Annotated in this window: 16 protein-coding genes; 13 read left to right on the top strand and 3 right to left on the bottom strand. The window is 55.7% G+C overall.

What is annotated here, in order from left to right:
• Positions 1–10: 10 nt before the first annotated feature.
• Entirely contained in the window at positions 11–877 is an 867-nt protein-coding gene (gene ubiA / locus O1722_RS21665) for a 4-hydroxybenzoate octaprenyltransferase (RefSeq protein WP_015570176.1), read from the top strand.
• A gap of 92 nt (positions 878–969) precedes the next feature.
• Here ubiA and plsB read toward each other — a convergent pair whose 3' ends face one another.
• Entirely contained in the window at positions 970–3390 is a 2421-nt protein-coding gene (plsB, locus tag O1722_RS21660) for a glycerol-3-phosphate 1-O-acyltransferase PlsB (RefSeq protein WP_003860322.1), read from the bottom strand.
• 154 nt (positions 3391–3544) lie between these two features.
• Here plsB and O1722_RS21655 point away from each other — a divergent pair, with 154 nt between their 5' ends.
• From O1722_RS21655 to O1722_RS21640, 4 genes are all read left to right on the top strand, one after another.
• Entirely contained in the window at positions 3545–3913 is a 369-nt protein-coding gene (locus tag O1722_RS21655; RefSeq protein WP_017382619.1) for a diacylglycerol kinase, read from the top strand.
• 108 nt (positions 3914–4021) lie between these two features.
• Positions 4022–4630, top strand: coding sequence for a transcriptional repressor LexA (gene lexA, locus O1722_RS21650; protein WP_003860318.1), 609 nt, complete (start codon positions 4022–4024; stop codon positions 4628–4630).
• Between the two features lie 63 nt (positions 4631–4693).
• Positions 4694–6031 (top strand): MATE family efflux transporter DinF, encoded by a 1338-nt coding sequence (gene dinF, locus O1722_RS21645; RefSeq protein ID WP_033488122.1) that lies wholly within the window; start codon positions 4694–4696, stop codon positions 6029–6031.
• Between the two features lie 119 nt (positions 6032–6150).
• Positions 6151–6360, top strand: a complete 210-nt coding sequence (locus O1722_RS21640; protein ID WP_003860314.1) for a CsbD family protein — start codon at positions 6151–6153, stop codon at positions 6358–6360.
• 47 nt (positions 6361–6407) lie between these two features.
• Here O1722_RS21640 and zur read toward each other — a convergent pair whose 3' ends face one another.
• Positions 6408–6920, bottom strand: a complete 513-nt coding sequence (gene zur, locus O1722_RS21635; protein WP_006810484.1) for a zinc uptake transcriptional repressor Zur — start codon at positions 6918–6920, stop codon at positions 6408–6410.
• Positions 6921–7037: 117 nt separating this feature from the next.
• Between zur and O1722_RS21630 the strand changes: the two genes are divergently transcribed.
• The 4 genes from O1722_RS21630 to pspG all read left to right on the top strand — a co-directional run bounded on the left by O1722_RS21630 (position 7038) and on the right by pspG (position 10462).
• Positions 7038–7526, top strand: a complete 489-nt coding sequence (locus O1722_RS21630; RefSeq protein ID WP_017382621.1) for a cupin domain-containing protein — start codon at positions 7038–7040, stop codon at positions 7524–7526.
• A gap of 192 nt (positions 7527–7718) precedes the next feature.
• Positions 7719–9005, top strand: coding sequence for a conjugal transfer protein TraF (locus tag O1722_RS21625; protein WP_218834420.1), 1287 nt, complete (start codon positions 7719–7721; stop codon positions 9003–9005).
• A gap of 82 nt (positions 9006–9087) precedes the next feature.
• Positions 9088–10083 carry a tRNA dihydrouridine(20/20a) synthase DusA gene (gene dusA / locus O1722_RS21620; RefSeq protein WP_033488124.1) on the top strand — a complete coding sequence of 332 codons (996 nt, stop codon included), beginning with the start codon at positions 9088–9090 and terminating at the stop codon, positions 10081–10083.
• A 136-nt stretch (positions 10084–10219) separates the two neighbouring features.
• Entirely contained in the window at positions 10220–10462 is a 243-nt protein-coding gene (gene pspG / locus O1722_RS21615; RefSeq protein ID WP_017382623.1) for an envelope stress response protein PspG, read from the top strand.
• A 184-nt stretch (positions 10463–10646) separates the two neighbouring features.
• Here the strand turns inward: pspG and O1722_RS21610 are convergent, their stop codons facing one another.
• Complete coding sequence (locus O1722_RS21610) at positions 10647–11630, bottom strand: quinone oxidoreductase (protein ID WP_003860300.1); 984 nt, start codon at positions 11628–11630, stop codon at positions 10647–10649.
• Positions 11631–11690: 60 nt separating this feature from the next.
• On the opposite strand from O1722_RS21610, the gene dnaB reads away from it, so the two are divergent.
• From dnaB to aphA, 4 genes are all read left to right on the top strand, one after another.
• Complete coding sequence (dnaB, locus tag O1722_RS21605) at positions 11691–13103, top strand: replicative DNA helicase (RefSeq protein WP_003860298.1); 1413 nt, start codon at positions 11691–11693, stop codon at positions 13101–13103.
• 16 nt (positions 13104–13119) lie between these two features.
• On the top strand, positions 13120–14199 hold the full coding sequence (alr, locus tag O1722_RS21600; protein WP_033488125.1) for an alanine racemase: 1080 nt from the start codon (positions 13120–13122) through the stop codon (positions 14197–14199).
• A 109-nt stretch (positions 14200–14308) separates the two neighbouring features.
• Complete coding sequence (gene tyrB, locus O1722_RS21595; RefSeq protein WP_033488126.1) at positions 14309–15502, top strand: aromatic amino acid transaminase; 1194 nt, start codon at positions 14309–14311, stop codon at positions 15500–15502.
• A 268-nt stretch (positions 15503–15770) separates the two neighbouring features.
• A complete protein-coding gene (aphA, locus tag O1722_RS21590; RefSeq protein ID WP_017382626.1) occupies positions 15771–16484 on the top strand; it encodes an acid phosphatase AphA in 714 nt (237 codons plus the stop codon).
• Position 16485: the final 1 nt, after the last annotated feature.

Here is a 16485-nt window from a genome sequence, read left to right as displayed (position 1 = left end):
GGGAGAAAAAATGGAGTGGAGTCTGACGCAGAATAAGCTGCTGGCCTATCACCGCCTGATGCGTACTGATAAACCCATTGGCGCGCTGCTGCTGCTGTGGCCGACCTTATGGGCGCTGTGGGTTGCCACGCCGGGCGTGCCGCCGCTGTGGATCCTGGCGGTGTTTGTGGCGGGCGTCTGGCTGATGCGCGCTGCGGGCTGTGTGGTTAACGACTATGCTGACCGGAAATTTGATGGACATGTTAAGCGCACCGCGAATCGTCCTCTGCCGAGCGGTCAGGTGACCGGGAAAGAGGCGCGCATTCTGTTCGTGGTGCTGGTGCTGCTCTCATTCATGCTGGTGTTAACCCTTAACACCATGACCATTCTGCTGTCAGTTGCTGCTCTGGCGCTGGCCTGGGTTTACCCGTTCATGAAGCGATACACCCATCTGCCGCAGGTGGTATTGGGTGCGGCATTTGGCTGGTCGATTCCCATGGCGTTTGCCGCGGTCAGCGAGTCCGTTCCGCTCAGCTGCTGGCTGATGTTCCTGGCGAATATTCTCTGGGCCGTTGCGTACGATACCCAATACGCGATGGTCGATCGCGATGACGATCTCAAGATTGGCATCAAATCGACGGCGATCCTGTTTGGTCGTCACGACAAACTGATCATCGGCATATTGCAGGTGGCGGTGCTGGCGCTGATGGTGGCGATTGGTCGCCTGAACGGGCTGAACTGGGAGTTTTACTGGTCCGTACTGGTGGCGGGGCTGCTGTTTGCGTATCAGCAGAAGCTGATCGCGAAACGCGAGCGTGAAGCCTGCTTTAAAGCGTTTCTGAATAATAACTACGTCGGGCTGGTGCTGTTTCTGGGCCTGGCGATGAGTTACTGGTGATAAAAAAGCCGGGTGGCGGCTTCGCCTTACCCGGCCTACGATTTAGCGGAACATGTAGGCCGGGTAAGCGTTAGCGCCACCCGGCTTTAGCATCATTCGCCCTGCGTCGAACTCTCAATCGTCAAACGCACATCCGCGGTAATCAGCTCTGCCAGCATCTGGTAAACCTTCATCGTCTCTTCCGGCTCGGCATCGCCCGTATCGCTAATGTAGCCCTCGTCGCGCAGCGTCAGCACCAGGGAGCTGAATACCGCTTTGTCGAAGAATTCCGGGGCGTTAATGCCATGCAGAACGGAAAGGCGCTGGGCCAGCGTCCGGCTCTCTTTTTCCAGCGTACCGCGGTTAATGGACGGATTTGCACTCAGCAACCAGAAGGTAATGGCGTAGCGCTGCAACGTCTCACGCGCACCGGAAGCCAGAAGCTGCAAGGTACGAGAACGTGACGGATTGATATGCAGTTCGTCATCACTGATGGTAATCAGCCCCTGCCGATGCATCTCTGCCGTCATTTTATCGAGCTCTGCCGCCAGTTCATCCTTACTCCAGCGCAGGAACAGCTCCGCTTTCAGCATTGGGTAGATGGCCTGAATATGGCGCAGCAGCTCCTGACGCGAAATACGGCGGTGCTGGGTAATAATGGCCGCCATCAGCGACGGCAGCATCAGCATGTGCGTGATGTTATTGCGGTAGTAGGTCATCAGCACGGCCTGCTCGCGCGGCAGAATGATGATGTCACCAATCGTATCTTTCTCGACTTCGAACTTGTTCATCTGCAACGCGTGATCGATCAGCTCGCTGGCGGTGGCAGACGGCACGGTCGAATCAACGGAATACGGCACGTTGCGCATGATATCCAGGTAGCAGTCAATCTGCTCGGTCAGCTGCTCACGGGTCAGTGAACGCTGGCGGGAGGCCAGAAGCGCAGTACAACACAGGTTCATGGCGTTTGCCGCACCAGCATTGTTGATGCGTACCATCAGCTCGGATGCAATGCCGTTGACCGTTGGCGTCAGCCAGGCCGGACGTACCGCTTCGATAGGATCGATAGACTCGCGCCACTCCGGAACATGATGGTTCAGATATGTCATCAACGGCAGGGGCTCGCCAAAGTTCACGTAGCCCTGGCCGAGGTTGCGCAGTTTACTCAGCCCACGCAGCATCTGCGGCAGACTCTCTTTCTCTTTGGTCGCACCGCGCAGCTCTTTCGCGTAGGTGCCCACTTCCATCACGTGTTCATAACCGATGTAAATAGGCACCAGCGTGATAGGACGCGTACCGCCACGCAGCATGGCCTGAATGGTCATCGACAGCGTGCCGGTCTTAGGATCGAGCAGACGACCGGTACGCGAGCGACCGCCTTCAACAAAGTACTCCACGGAATAACCGCGGCTGAACAGCTCGCCCAGATACTCCCTGAAGACGGTGGAGTAAAGCTTGTTACCCTTAAAGGTACGACGAATAAAGAACGCACCCAGACGGCGGAAAATCGGGCCTGCTGGCCAGAAGTTCAGGTTGATACCGGCAGCAATATGCGGCGGCACCAGCCCCTGGTGATAGAGCACGTAAGAGAGCAACAGGTAGTCCATGTGGCTGCGGTGGCAGGGCACATAGACAATCTCGTGGCCGTCGTGCGCTAACTGACGCACGCGTTCGGCGTTGTGGACGTTAATCCCCTGATAGAGGCGGTTCCACGTGAAGCCAAGGATACGGTCAGAGAGGCGAATCATCTCGTAGGAGAAATTCGCGGCGATCTCTTCCATCAGCGCTATCGCGTTCTGCTGCGCTTTCTCGTGCGAAATTTTCTTGCTGCGCGCTTCGTCTTCTACGGCACGGGCAATCGCTTTGGAAGCCAGCAGCTTGTTGAACAGATCCTGACGTGCCGGGAGACGTGGTCCAACGGCCGCCAGACGCTGACGTGCAAAGTGCATACGCGCAACGCGCGCCAGCTTTTGCGCAATGATTTTGTCAGTGCCGTGTTCATCCGCCATGCGGCGCAGTGAAACGGAAGGTGAGAAGCGGACAAAGCTGTCGCGTCCCAGCCAGGAGACGGCGAAGAACTTCTGAATGCCGTTGAGCATACGCAGCGGCGGGTTCTCTTCCCCTTTTTCGCGCCCCGGACGACGGCCAAACATCACCGACACCGGCACCATCTGCACGTCCAGATCGGGGTTGCTGCGGTGCAGATCGAGGTAATCATGGAACAGCTTAATGGACTCTTCTTTCGGCGTGTAATAGGTGAACACGCGCGGCCCGCCATGGATGAACACGTAGCGCGGCAGCAGCGTACCGTCGACTTCCAGCGGTTCAAGCGGGTCAGGTAAATCGTGCGCCAGACATTGAGCGCGAAGCGTCAGCAGGTCTGCCTTCGAGTTATAAGGCAAAACGTACATAATAGGGCGCGACGTATCGAGCCCTAATTCCAGCGCAGGTTCTGCTGGGATAGACTTACTTTTTACCAGGACGCTTAATGGTAAATTAAGTAATTTGTAGTAAATTCGTGGCCAGCCGGACATAAACGATGTAAAGCCTCTGGTTAATAATGCAATTGCGGCGCAAGGATAACAGAAAGCGCGCAAAATTTCTGTTGTTACCCGTCATACTTCAGGTTGCAGCAAAACGCGCTGCGGCTTTAGTTACAGACGCTATTTATCATAAAAGGTTCTTTTAATGGCCAATAATACCACTGGGTTAACTCGAATCATTAAAGCTGCCGGTTATTCATGGAAAGGTTTCCGCGCGGCATGGGTTAATGAAGCCGCTTTCCGCCAGGAAGCGGTTGCCGCAATCGTTGCCGTTGTCATCGCCTGCTTCCTTGATGTTGATGCTATCACCCGCGTACTGCTCATCGGATCTGTCCTTCTGGTGATGATAGTGGAAATTCTGAATAGCGCTATTGAGGCCGTTGTTGACCGAATCGGGTCGGAATTCCATGAACTGTCTGGCCGGGCGAAAGACATGGGTTCTGCTGCCGTACTGCTGGCGATTATCACTGCGGCGATCACCTGGGTCACGCTGCTTTGGTCGCATTTCCGATGAGCCTCGAGGAATAATTAAGTCCCTGGTTTTTTGTGCAGTTTTTGGTTCCAAAATCGCCTTTGACTGTATATACTCACAGCATAACTGTATATACACCCAGGGGGCGGTATGAAAGCGTTAACGACCAGGCAGCAAGAGGTGTTTGATCTCATTCGGGATCATATCGGCCAGACGGGTATGCCACCCACGCGTGCAGAAATTGCGCAGCGTCTGGGCTTCCGTTCTCCTAATGCTGCCGAAGAGCACCTTAAAGCGCTGGCGCGTAAGGGCGTGATTGAGATTGTTTCCGGCGCCTCACGCGGCATTCGTCTGCTTGTGGAAGAAGAGAGCGGTATTCCACTGGTGGGCCGCGTTGCCGCAGGTGAACCTCTGCTGGCGCAGCAGCACATCGAAGGGCACTATCAGGTTGACCCAGGCATGTTCAAGCCGAGCGCCGATTTCCTGCTGCGCGTTAGCGGAATGTCCATGAAAGATATCGGTATTCTGGATGGCGATCTGCTGGCGGTACACAAAACGCAGGATGTGCGTAACGGGCAAGTCGTGGTAGCGCGCATTGATGATGAAGTGACGGTTAAGCGCCTTAAGAAACAAGGCAATACCGTGCAGCTTCTGCCTGAAAACAATGAATTCTCCCCGATTGTGGTGGATCTCCGCGAGCAGAGCTTCTCTATTGAAGGACTGGCGGTCGGCGTTATCCGCAACGGTGAATGGCTGTAATCTCTTCCTGACAGGCTGTAGTTCCTCTACAGCCTGGCCTGTTTTCTGATTCCGGTAATTTCCATGGCATTGCTAACTTCTGCCGATAAGGCGTTGTGGCGTCTTGCGCTACCGATGATTTTTTCCAATATTACCGTTCCTCTGCTGGGGCTGGTGGATACGGCGGTTATCGGGCATCTCGATTCGCCGATTTATCTTGGCGGCGTCGCGATCGGCGCAACGGCGACCAGCTTCCTCTTTATGCTGCTGCTTTTTCTGCGCATGAGTACGACAGGCCTGACGGCCCAGGCGTATGGTGCAAAAGATCCCCTGCGTCTGGCGCGTGCGCTGGTTCAGCCGCTCATTCTGGCATTCGGTGCTGGCGCGTTAATCATTCTGTTGCGTACGCCGCTGATTGATCTTGCGCTCCATATTGTAGGCGGCAGCGATGCCGTACTGGAACAGGCCCGGCGGTTCCTCGAAATTCGCTGGCTCAGCGCGCCCGCTTCACTGGCAAACCTGGTCCTGCTGGGCTGGCTGCTGGGCGTGCAGTACGCCCGCGCGCCGGTGATCCTGCTGGTGGTGGGCAACCTGCTTAACATTGTGCTCGATCTCTGGCTGGTGATGGGGCTGCACATGAACGTCCGGGGCGCGGCGCTGGCCACGGCGATTGCCGAGTACGGTACGCTGCTGATCGGTTTGGGGATGGTCTGGCGCGTGCTGGCGATGCGCGGTATCACCCTGGATCTGCTGAAATCGGCCTGGCGCGGCAACATTCGTAAGCTGCTGGCGCTTAATCGCGACATCATGCTCCGTTCGCTTCTGCTGCAACTCTGCTTTGGTGCATTAACCGTTTTTGGTGCGCGTCTTGGGCCTGAGATCGTTGCCGTCAACGCAGTGCTCATGACATTACTGACCTTTACCGCTTACGCGCTGGATGGTTTTGCTTACGCCGTGGAGGCGCATTCAGGGCAGGCCTATGGCGCCCGTGAAAGCGGCCAGTTACGTGAAGTCTGGCGTGCTGCCTGTCGTCAGGCGGGCCTGGTAGCGCTGGTCTTTGCTCTGGTGTACGCCTGTTTTGGTGGGCATATTGTCGCACTACTCACCTCGTTGCCCGCGCTACGTGAGCTGGCCGATCGCTACATCTTCTGGCAGGTAGTATTACCGGTGGTGGGCGTGTGGTGCTATTTGCTGGACGGCATGTTTATTGGTGCGACGCGAGGGGCGGAGATGCGCAACAGCATGGCCGTCGCGGCGGCGGGGTTCGGCCTGACGCTGCTAACCCTGCCGTATCTCGGCAATCATGGTCTGTGGCTGGCGCTGGCGGTGTTTCTCTCACTGCGTGGCCTTTCGCTGGCCGTTATCTGGCATCGTCACTGGCGAAACAATACCTGGTTTCCAGCCCCGCACGATATATCGTAACGGTTAAAGATTCCGAATATAAAAACAACTGCCGAATCCTTAACTACAATAATAATCACGTCCAGCAGAAAAGAACGAAGCGGACGATACTCATAGACGCTTAACACGAGGACACGATTATGAATAAAGACGAAATCGGCGGCAACTGGAAGCAATTCAAAGGTAAAGCGAAAGAACAGTGGGGTAAGCTGACAGATGACGATATGACCGTCATTGAAGGTAAGCGCGATCAGCTGGTAGGTAAAATCCAGGAGCGCTACGGTTACGAAAAAGATCAGGCGGAAAACGAAGTCAAAGACTGGGAAACCCGTAACGACTACCGCTGGTAACCGGCACTATCCCCAAGGGCGGCCCTGAGCCGCCTTTTTCTTTGGCTTTAACGCGGCTTTTTCTTCACCAGGATAGAGTGATCGTGCTGACAGGCATCCTGATGGCGGCATGACTCCACCTCCACGCAGGCAGAACATAAGCCGTGGGCTTCAATCACGTTATGGCGCAGCGCAAAGCCCATTCTGGCTGCCAGCGTATGCATAATATCTTCCACACCTTCCGCACACTCTTCCTTCACCACACCACAGCGATCGCAGATAAACATGGCGGACGTGTGAGTTGGCTGGTCAAAAAGATGGCACAGCACATAGCTGTTTGTTGATTCCACTTTATGCACAAACCCTTGCTCCAGCAGAAAATCCAGCGCCCGATAAACGGTCGGCGGTTTTGCCTGCGGCTCGCTTTCACGCAGCAGATCGAGCAGATCGTAGGCGCTGATGGCGCCCTGTTGAAGGCTCATCAGACGCAGTACCTCAAGGCGCTGCGGGGTCAGGCGCACATTGCGTTGCGCGCACAGCTTTTCAGCTTGCGCTAACAGCTCTTTTGTGGACTTGTCCATCGGGCACCTCGGATATGGTAAGGGGTGAAAACATTCACTTTATCATGTTCTGCTAAAAACACCGAGATCCGCCAGGCTGTGCTATACCTGACGCATCGCAAATCAGGAGATCGCAAAATGAAAAGACCTGACTGTATTCGGCACTGGCGGGACGTGGAAGGCGCTGATGACGCAACGTATCCTGACAGTAACGAACGTTTTTCTGTTGGCGCGCCGCTGGCCCGCAGGCTGGGTCTCGGCCGCATTGGTATTCACCATGAACGGCTGCCACCCGGACGCCGTACGTCTTATCCGCATGCGGAAAGCGACGAAGAGGAGTTTGTTTACGTTCTGGAGGGTTACCCTGAGGCCTGGATCAATGGCTATTTATGGAAGCTCGAACCCGGAGACAGCGTGGGATTTCCAGCCGGGACGGGCGTGTGTCACACCTTTATCAACAATACCGATGAAGAGGTGCGCTTACTGGTGGTGGGTGAGGCCAATAAAAAACATAACCGCATCTACTATCCGCTCAATCCGGTGTATGCCGCGACGCGCGAAGACCGCTGGGTCGACCATCCGCCTCAGTTTTTTGGGCCGCACGATGGAAAACCTGGGCGAAAATAATTTCCTCTTCTATAAATATTGATGGTCGTCACATATTACAACAGGCCGGGATGGAATTTAACTTAAGGAAATAGCGGGTCTTTTTGCACTTATTCACAGCAATAGTTCGTTCCTGTTTGGGTGATAACAGACAGGGTTAACTAATAACAAACTATTTACGAGCACACTGTGAAAAAACATTTTAAATTTTCGATGGTTAGCATCGCTGTCTCCTTTTTTATGGCAAATCAGGCGGGAGCAGCCAATACCTGGACGGAAGCGCGTAGCGACGCAATGGGCGGAACGGGTGTCGCGGCAGGGAGCTATGGCAGCGGGGCGTTAATCAACCCCGCGTTACTGGCAAAATCTAAGCCAGAGGATGATGTGACGGTCATTTTGCCGTCCGTTGGCGTGCAGGTGACCGATGAAGACAATCTTCAGGACGAGATTGATACCATTAACGACAAAATCAATCATTACAAGGATGTGGTTGATAGTCTGACCCCCATTGAAGTTATCACCAATCCATTAGGTTCGATCAATCAGTTCCAGGGCGCAGCGAAAGATCTCGCTGATGAACTGGACTACCTGAAAGGCAAGACCGCACACGCCACCGCAGGGGCGGGGATTGCCGTCAGTATCCCTAACGATATTCTTTCCGTGGCCTTTATGGCAAAAGGCTATGCCCATGGCCGGGTCAGCTCTTTAATCGATCAGCAGGACATTGATTATCTGCGCGGTATACAACGAAGCGATGCGGTGGCTGCCGGTGTGGCGCTGGATGCCGCGCTAAACGGTACCGATCAGATCACCAAAAACCTTAACTCTACGGCGTCTGGTCGGGCGGCGATTGTGTCCGACTACGGTATTGCGGTGGCCCGTCAGTTCGATCTTGGCGGCGTTCCGGTTTCCGTTGGCGTCACGCCGAAGCTGCAAAAAACCTGGCTCTATAACTACACCACTTCAATCTACGATTACGACAGTAATAAGTGGAACGACAGCCGCTACCGTACCGACGACACTGGCTTCAACGTCGATGCCGGTATTGCTGCTGATTTTGGTGAAAACTGGACGGTCGGCGTGAGCGGGCAAAACCTGATGTCGCGCGATATCGATACCAAAGATATCCGCATTCGCAATGGGCGCACGGGAGAGGTGGTGAGTTATAAAGACACCTATCAGATCCGTCCGCTGGTCACTGCCGGGGCCGCCTGGCACAACGATCTGGTCACGCTGACCGCAGACGGCGATCTGACCGAAACCAAGGGCTTTAAAAGCGAAGACACCTCCCAGTACGTTGGCGTTGGTGCCGAAGTCACGCCACTGAGCTGGCTGGCAGTACGCGCCGGTTATCGTGCGGATATGAAAGGGAACGACAGCAACGTCTTTACCGGCGGTGTCGGTTTCGCGCCGTTCAACTCCGTCCACGTTGACCTGATGGGGCTTTATGGCGAAGACGAGACCTGGGGCGCAGGGGCACAGTTGAGCATGACGTTCTAAAGTACACCGGAGGCGCTGCGCCTCCGGCTTTTCTTTGTGCTATAGTAGCGCCCCTTTTCCACCAGATGCTTAAAACTTCGCCATGTCGTCAGAATTCCAGACCGCCTTCCCTGCACACCGTTTCTCCGTTGCGCCAATGCTTGACTGGACGGACAGACACTGCCGCTATTTCCTGCGCCAGCTCTCCCGCCATACGCTGCTGTACACCGAAATGGTCACTACCGGCGCAATTATTCACGGCAAGGGCGATTATCTGGCGTACAGCGAAGAGGAGCATCCGGTTGCGCTGCAACTGGGTGGCAGCGATCCGGCTGCGCTGGCGCAGTGCGCGAAGCTGGCTGAAGAACGCGGCTATGACGAGATTAACCTCAACGTCGGTTGCCCGTCCGACCGTGTGCAAAACGGTATGTTCGGCGCGTGTCTGATGGGTAATGCACATCTGGTGGCGGACTGTATCAAAGCGATGCGCGACGTCGTCTCTATCCCGGTCACGGTCAAAACCCGTATCGGCATAGACGACCAGGACAGCTACGAGTTCCTGTGTGATTTCATCAACACCGTATCAGGGAAGGGTGAATGCGAGATGTTTATCATCCACGCCCGTAAAGCCTGGCTCTCTGGCCTCAGCCCGAAAGAAAACCGCGAGATCCCACCGCTGGACTACCCGCGCGTGTACCAGCTAAAACGCGACTTCCCGCACCTGACCATGTCGATCAACGGCGGTATTACGTCGCTGGACGAGGCCAAAGCGCATCTCGAACATATGGATGGCGTGATGGTCGGACGCGAGGCGTATCAGAATCCGGGCATTCTGGCGACGGTTGACCGGGAAATCTTTGGCGTTGACGGTGCTGACACCGATCCCGTGGCAGTAGTGCGCGCCATGTATCCGTACATTGAGCGCGAGCTGAGTCATGGTACGTATCTGGGCCACATTACCCGCCATATGCTTGGCCTGTTCCAGGGCATTCCTGGCGCGCGCCAGTGGCGTCGTTATCTCAGCGAGAACGCGCATAAGGCCGGTGCGGATATTGAGGTCCTGGAACACGCGCTGCGTCTGGTTGCGGATAAACGTTAAATTTCGCTAAAAGATGGTCAAATACGCCACGCCCTGCAAGACATTGCGGGGCGTTTTGCTTTCAGAACAACGACTTATTTTTGGCATGTTTCTTGTAACGATCGCAGTATCATTCGGGAACTCGTGGGAGAGCACCATGCTGGAACTACTTTTTGTGATTGGCTTCTTTATCATGCTGATGGTCACGGGCGTATCGCTGCTCGGTATCCTGGCCGCGCTCGTCGTGGCCACGGTGGTGATGTTTGTCGGCGGTTTATTTGCCCTGACGATTAAACTCTTGCCGTGGTTACTTCTGGCGATTGCGGTGGTATGGGCGATACGGGCGATTAAATCACCAAAACTGCCCACTTATCAGCGTAATAACCGCTTCCGTTACTAAGGTATTGAGGTGTACGTCACATACCTGCAACTTTTCCGGCAGCAATCCTTAGAACAGAATAGGATTTACTTATCGAATCTGTCACTATGGCTGCCGCTAAAGAATTCATCGAGCTGTACCCTACATACAGCCGAACTAAAAAAAGAAAGGGCTTCCCACGGGAAGCCCAATTTCTTTTTATGGCTCAGGGAATTAACAGACTTGATCCCTGCGTTGCCCGGCTCTCCAGCACCTCATGCGCGCGCTGCGCATCGGTCAGCGGATATTTCTGCGCCTCTGCCACATCCACTTTAATTACCCCACTGGCGATCAGCGAGAACAGCTCGTTGCTGGCTTCCTCAAGTTCTTCCCGGTTGGTGATGTAACCTTGCAGGGAAGGGCGAGTGACGTACAGTGACCCTTTCTGATTCAGAATGCCCAGGTTGACGCCGGTGACTGCCCCGGAGGCGTTACCGAAGCTCACCATCAGCCCGCGACGTTGCAGGCAGTCCAGCGAAGATTCCCAGGTGTCTTTCCCCACCGAGTCATACACCACGCGGACCTTTTTGCCGCCAGTGATCTCTTTCAGCCGCTCAACGATGCTCTCTTCCCGGTAGTTGATCACCTGCCATGCGCCCGCGTCCAGCGCGCGCTGCGCTTTTTGCGCGCTGCCTGTGGTGCCGATCAGCTTCGCGCCCAGGGCTTTCGCCCACTGGCAGGCAATCAGCCCCACGCCACCTGCGGCTGCGTGAAAAAGGAATTGCTCGTCAGGCTTAATTTCGTAGGTTTTGCGCAGCAGATAATAGACCGTCAGCCCTTTCAGGAATGAGGCGGCAGCCTGCTCGAAGCCGATCGCATTTGGCAGAAGCGCCGCTTTCTCGGCCGGAACGTTATGGATGGAGCTGTAAGCGCCCAGCGCCGACTGCGCGTACACCACGCGATCGCCTTCCTTAATGTGCTTAACCGCGCTGCCCACTTTGCTGACGATACCGGCCGCCTCGGTGCCCAGTCCGCTCGGCATCGACGGAGGCGGATAGAGGCCGCCGCGAATATAGGTATCGATGTAGTTAATGCCGATCGCTTTGTTTTCCACCTGGATTTCGTTCTCGCCAGGCGCAGCGGGGGTAAATTCCACCGCTTTGAGTACGTCAGGGCCACCATGCTTGTGAAATTCAATACGTGTTGCCATGCTTCCTCCAGAATGTGGTAATCTTTCGACCCACTCTTTATCTCGGTAACTCCATTCACTATGGCAGGAAACAAACCCTTCAACAAACAGACTGAACCTCGTGAGCGTGATTATCAGGTCGCCGGGTTAAAAGTCCCGCCGCACTCGATTGAAGCGGAACAGTCGGTGTTGGGCGGTTTAATGCTGGATAACGAACGCTGGGACGACGTCGCCGAGCGCGTTGTCGCGGAAGACTTCTATACCCGCCCGCACCGCCACATCTTTACGGAAATGGCGCGTTTGCAGGAGTCGGGCAGCCCTATCGACCTGATTACGCTCGCAGAATCGCTGGAGCGTCTGGGACAGCTCGACAGCGTCGGCGGATTTGCCTATCTGGCAGAACTGTCAAAAAACACGCCAAGTGCCGCGAACATCAGCGCTTACGCTGATATCGTTCGTGAACGTGCCGTTGTCCGCGAGATGATCTCGGTGGCGAATGAGATCGCCGAGGCCGGTTTCGATCCCCAGGGGCGCACCAGCGAAGATCTGCTCGACCTGGCGGAATCCCGCGTCTTTAAAATCGCCGAAAGCCGTGCGAACAAAGACGAAGGCCCGAAAAATATCGCCGATGTGCTCGACGCCACGGTTGCGCGTATTGAGCAGCTTTTCCAGCAGCCGCACGATGGCGTGACGGGGGTGAACACCGGTTATGACGATCTCAACAAGAAAACGGCAGGTCTTCAGCCATCGGATTTGATTATCGTCGCGGCGCGTCCGTCGATGGGTAAAACGACATTTGCGATGAACCTCGTCGAAAACGCGGCGATGTTGCAGGATAAGCCGGTGCTTATCTTCAGTCTTGAGATGCCCTCTGAACAGATCATGATGCGTTCTCTGGCGTCCCTGTCGCGTGTGGATCAGACCCGCATCCGTACCGGTCAGCTGGACGATGAGGACTGGGCGCGGATCTCCGGTACCATGGGGATTTTGCTGGAAAAACGGAACATCTATATCGATGACTCCTCCGGCCTGACGCCGACGGAAGTGCGCTCCCGCGCGCGCCGTATCGCCCGTGAACACGGTGGTATCGGCCTCATCATGATCGACTACCTTCAGCTGATGCGCGTTCCGTCGCTTTCCGACAATCGTACGCTGGAGATTGCCGAGATTTCCCGCTCGCTCAAGGCGTTAGCCAAAGAGCTGCACGTGCCGGTGGTGGCGCTATCGCAGCTTAACCGCTCTCTGGAACAACGTGCAGACAAGCGCCCGGTCAACTCCGACCTGCGTGAATCCGGCTCCATCGAGCAGGATGCCGACTTAATCATGTTCATCTACCGTGATGAGGTTTATCACGAGAACAGCGATCTGAAAGGGATCGCCGAAATTATTATTGGTAAGCAACGTAACGGCCCCATCGGTACGGTACGTCTGACCTTTAACGGCCAGTGGTCGCGTTTCGACAACTATGCCGGTCCTCAATATGATGATGAGTAATTTCTAAGGAATTCAAATGCAAGCGGCAACTGTTGTTATTAACCGCCGCGCTCTGCGACACAACCTGCAACGTCTGCGAGAACTGGCGCCCGCCAGTCAGCTCGTTGCAGTCGTGAAAGCGAACGCTTACGGACACGGTCTTCTTGAGACCGCGCGAACGCTCCCCGATGCCGACGCTTTTGGCGTCGCCCGTCTCGAAGAAGCTCTCCGCCTGCGCGCAGGTGGAATTACGCAACCGATACTGCTCCTGGAAGGCTTTTTTGAAGCCTCGGACCTGCCGACCATTGCCGATCAGCACCTGCACACGGCGGTGCATAACGAAGAACAGCTGGCCGCGCTGGAAACGGCTGAACTGAGCGAGCCGGTCACCGTCTGGATGAAGCTCGACACGGGCATGCACCGTCTGGGCGTGCGGCCGGAAAGCGCGGAGGCGTTTTATCAGCGTCTGTGTCAGTGCAAAAATGTGCGTCAGCCGGTGAACATCGTCAGCCACTTTGCCCGCGCCGATGAGCCTGAATGCGGCGCAACGGAACAGCAGCTTGATATCTTCAACACCTTCTGCGAAGGCAAACCGGGGATGCGCTCCATTGCGGCGTCCAGCGGGATCCTGCTATGGCCGCAGTCGCACTTCGACTGGGCGCGTCCGGGCATCATTCTTTATGGCGTTTCGCCGCTGGAGAACAAACCCTGGGGGCCGGACTTTGGCTTTAAGCCGGTTATGTCGCTGGTTTCAAAGCTGATTGCCGTGCGTGAGCATAAAGCGGGAGAGCCGGTGGGTTACGGCGGCACCTGGACCAGCGAGCACGACACGCGTCTTGGCGTGGTGGCGATGGGCTACGGCGACGGCTATCCCCGCGCCGCGCCAACTGGGACGCCGGTGCTGGTCAATGGACGCGAAGTCAAGATTGTCGGTCGCGTGGCGATGGACATGATTTGTGTTGATCTTGGGCCCGACGCGCAGGATAAAGCGGGGGACGATGCGGTGATGTGGGGTGAAGGCCTGCCGGTAGAGCGTATTGCTGAAATAACAAAAGTGAGTGCTTACGAACTTATCACGCGCCTTACTTCAAGGGTCGCAATGAAATACGTCGACTAAGCATGAGCGGGATGCGATGCATCCCGCTTCTGTTAACATCCCCTCGATCTTCTTCCGCTTCCGGTTTATTGTTGAATGCCCTGCCTCATAATAATCCGGAGAACATCGCGTGTTTCAGAAAGTAGACGCCTACGCCGGCGACCCTATCCTCTCCTTGATGGAGCGTTTCAAAGAAGATCCTCGCAGCGACAAAGTGAACCTCAGCATTGGTCTTTACTACAACGAAGACGGCATCATTCCTCAGTTGAAAGCCGTTGCCGAAGCTGAAGCGCGTCTGAACGCAACCCCGCACGGTGCTTCGCTTTATCTGCCGATGGAAGGATTAAACACCTACCGCAACACTATCGCGCCGTTGCTGTTTGGTGCGGACCACGCGGTGCTCGCGCAAAAGCGCGTGGCGACTATCCAGACGCTGGGTGGCTCGGGTGCGCTGAAGGTAGGCGCAGATTTCCTGAAAAAGTACTTCCCGGATTCCGGCGTGTGGGTCAGCGACCCGACGTGGGAAAACCACGTTGCGATCTTCGAGGGCGCGGGCTTTAAGGTGGCGACCTATCCGTGGTTCGACAGCGAAACCAACGGCGTGCGCGTTGATGCGCTGCTGGAAAAACTGAACACCCTGCCGGAGCGCAGTATCGTATTGCTGCATCCGTGCTGCCATAACCCGACCGGTGCGGACCTCACCAATGCCCAGTGGGATGCGGTGATCGAGATACTGAAGGCGCGTAACCTGATCCCGTTCCTCGACATCGCCTATCAGGGCTTTGGCGCGGGCATGGAGGATGACGCCTATGCCATTCGCGCGATTGCCAGCGCGGGGCTTCCCGCTCTGGTCAGCAACTCGTTCTCAAAAATCTTCTCCCTGTACGGCGAGCGCGTTGGCGGCCTGTCCGTGGTGTGTGAAGACGCCGAAGCCGCGGGACGCGTACTCGGTCAGCTTAAAGCGACGGTCCGCCGGATCTACTCCAGCCCGCCGAACTTTGGTGCGCAGGTGGTGGCGACAGTTCTCGGTGACGAAACGCTGAAAGCGTCCTGGCTTGCGGAAGTGGAAGCGATGCGTAAGCGCATCCTGTCGATGCGTCAGGAGCTGGTTAACGTCCTGAAAGAGGCCGTGCCTGGGCATAACTTTGATTATCTTCTCAAGCAACGCGGGATGTTCAGCTACACCGGACTGAGCGCAGCGCAGGTCGATCGCCTGCGCGAAGAGTTCGGTGTCTACCTGATCGCCAGCGGCCGTATGTGCGTGGCGGGTCTGAATGCCAGCAACGTCCAGCGCGTGGCGCAGGCGTTTGCATCCGTAATGTAAGCATTCACTTACTTGCATACTGTATGTAGGCCGGGTAAGGCGTAGCCGCCACCCGGCTTTTTTGTTCGCGCCGGTGCCAGTCATTGCCCGGTGGCGCTTCGCTTCCCGGACCTACACGTTTCTTCTGCGCTTTGTGATCGTCTTCTTTTTATTCAGCTCCATAAGTAAAAACTCCTTTCCTTCCCCTACCGCTGGGGTTATGGTCGGATAGTTTTTTGACCATCCGCTCAAAATAAAAAGATAACAAACTGAATATTCAGGGGAAAATATGCGCAAGATCACACTGGCGCTCAGCGCCGCCTGCTTATTGTTCTCGCTTAATAGCGCCGTTGTTGCACGGGCTTCTGCACCCACGCCGCTTTACACCGGCACTACCGCCGCCATTCTTGCCGAACAGGCCCCCATTCACTGGGTTTCAGTGGCACAAATCGAAAATAGCCTGACGGGTCGCCCGCCGATAGCCGTGGGCTTCGATATTGACGATACCGTTCTCTTCTCCAGCCCCGGTTTCTGGCGCGGCAAAAAAACGTACTCCCCGGACAGCGAAGCCTATCTGAAAAACCCGGAATTCTGGGAAAAGATGAACAACGGCTGGGATGAGTTCAGTATCCCGAAAGAGGTTGCCCGCGCGCTGATCGCCATGCACGTAAAGCGCGGCGACAGCATTTACTTCGTGACCGGACGTAGCCAGACCAAAACCGAAACCGTCTCGAAAACGCTACAGGATGATTTCCTGATCCCGGCGGCCAGCATGAACCCGGTCATTTTTGCCGGGGACCAGGAAGGGCAAAACACCAAAACCCAGTGGCTGGAAAAGAAAAATATCAAAGTGTTCTACGGGGATTCAGATAACGACATCACCGCGGCGCAAGACGTGGGAGCCAGAGGCATCAGGGTGCTACGCGCCTCGAACTCCACCTACCGACCGCTGCCGATGGCCGGAAAATTTGGTGAAGAGGTGATCGTTAACTCTGAATACTGAT

This window comes from Enterobacter cloacae complex sp. HYC003_NIDB, assembly GCF_056673375.1.
This window is presented reverse-complemented; position numbering and strand designations above follow the sequence as displayed.

Excerpts from the sequence above, each read along its gene's own strand:
- ubiA (WP_015570176.1), top strand. The coding sequence starts at position 11 with ATGGAGTGGAGTCTGACGCAGAATAAGCTGCTGGCCTATCACCGCCTG.
- O1722_RS21630 (WP_017382621.1), top strand. The coding sequence starts at position 7,038 with ATGAAAAGACCTGACTGTATTCGGCACTGGCGGGACGTGGAAGGCGCT.
- plsB (WP_003860322.1), bottom strand. The coding sequence starts at position 3,390 with ATGTCCGGCTGGCCACGAATTTACTACAAATTACTTAATTTACCATTA.
- O1722_RS21655 (WP_017382619.1), top strand. The coding sequence starts at position 3,545 with ATGGCCAATAATACCACTGGGTTAACTCGAATCATTAAAGCTGCCGGT.
- O1722_RS21625 (WP_218834420.1), top strand. The coding sequence starts at position 7,719 with ATGGTTAGCATCGCTGTCTCCTTTTTTATGGCAAATCAGGCGGGAGCA.
- aphA (WP_017382626.1), top strand. The coding sequence starts at position 15,771 with ATGCGCAAGATCACACTGGCGCTCAGCGCCGCCTGCTTATTGTTCTCG.
- dusA (WP_033488124.1), top strand. The coding sequence starts at position 9,088 with ATGTCGTCAGAATTCCAGACCGCCTTCCCTGCACACCGTTTCTCCGTT.
- dnaB (WP_003860298.1), top strand. The coding sequence starts at position 11,691 with ATGGCAGGAAACAAACCCTTCAACAAACAGACTGAACCTCGTGAGCGT.
- O1722_RS21610 (WP_003860300.1), bottom strand. The coding sequence starts at position 11,630 with ATGGCAACACGTATTGAATTTCACAAGCATGGTGGCCCTGACGTACTC.
- lexA (WP_003860318.1), top strand. The coding sequence starts at position 4,022 with ATGAAAGCGTTAACGACCAGGCAGCAAGAGGTGTTTGATCTCATTCGG.
- zur (WP_006810484.1), bottom strand. The coding sequence starts at position 6,920 with ATGGACAAGTCCACAAAAGAGCTGTTAGCGCAAGCTGAAAAGCTGTGC.
- pspG (WP_017382623.1), top strand. The coding sequence starts at position 10,220 with ATGCTGGAACTACTTTTTGTGATTGGCTTCTTTATCATGCTGATGGTC.
- dinF (WP_033488122.1), top strand. The coding sequence starts at position 4,694 with ATGGCATTGCTAACTTCTGCCGATAAGGCGTTGTGGCGTCTTGCGCTA.
- alr (WP_033488125.1), top strand. The coding sequence starts at position 13,120 with ATGCAAGCGGCAACTGTTGTTATTAACCGCCGCGCTCTGCGACACAAC.
- O1722_RS21640 (WP_003860314.1), top strand. The coding sequence starts at position 6,151 with ATGAATAAAGACGAAATCGGCGGCAACTGGAAGCAATTCAAAGGTAAA.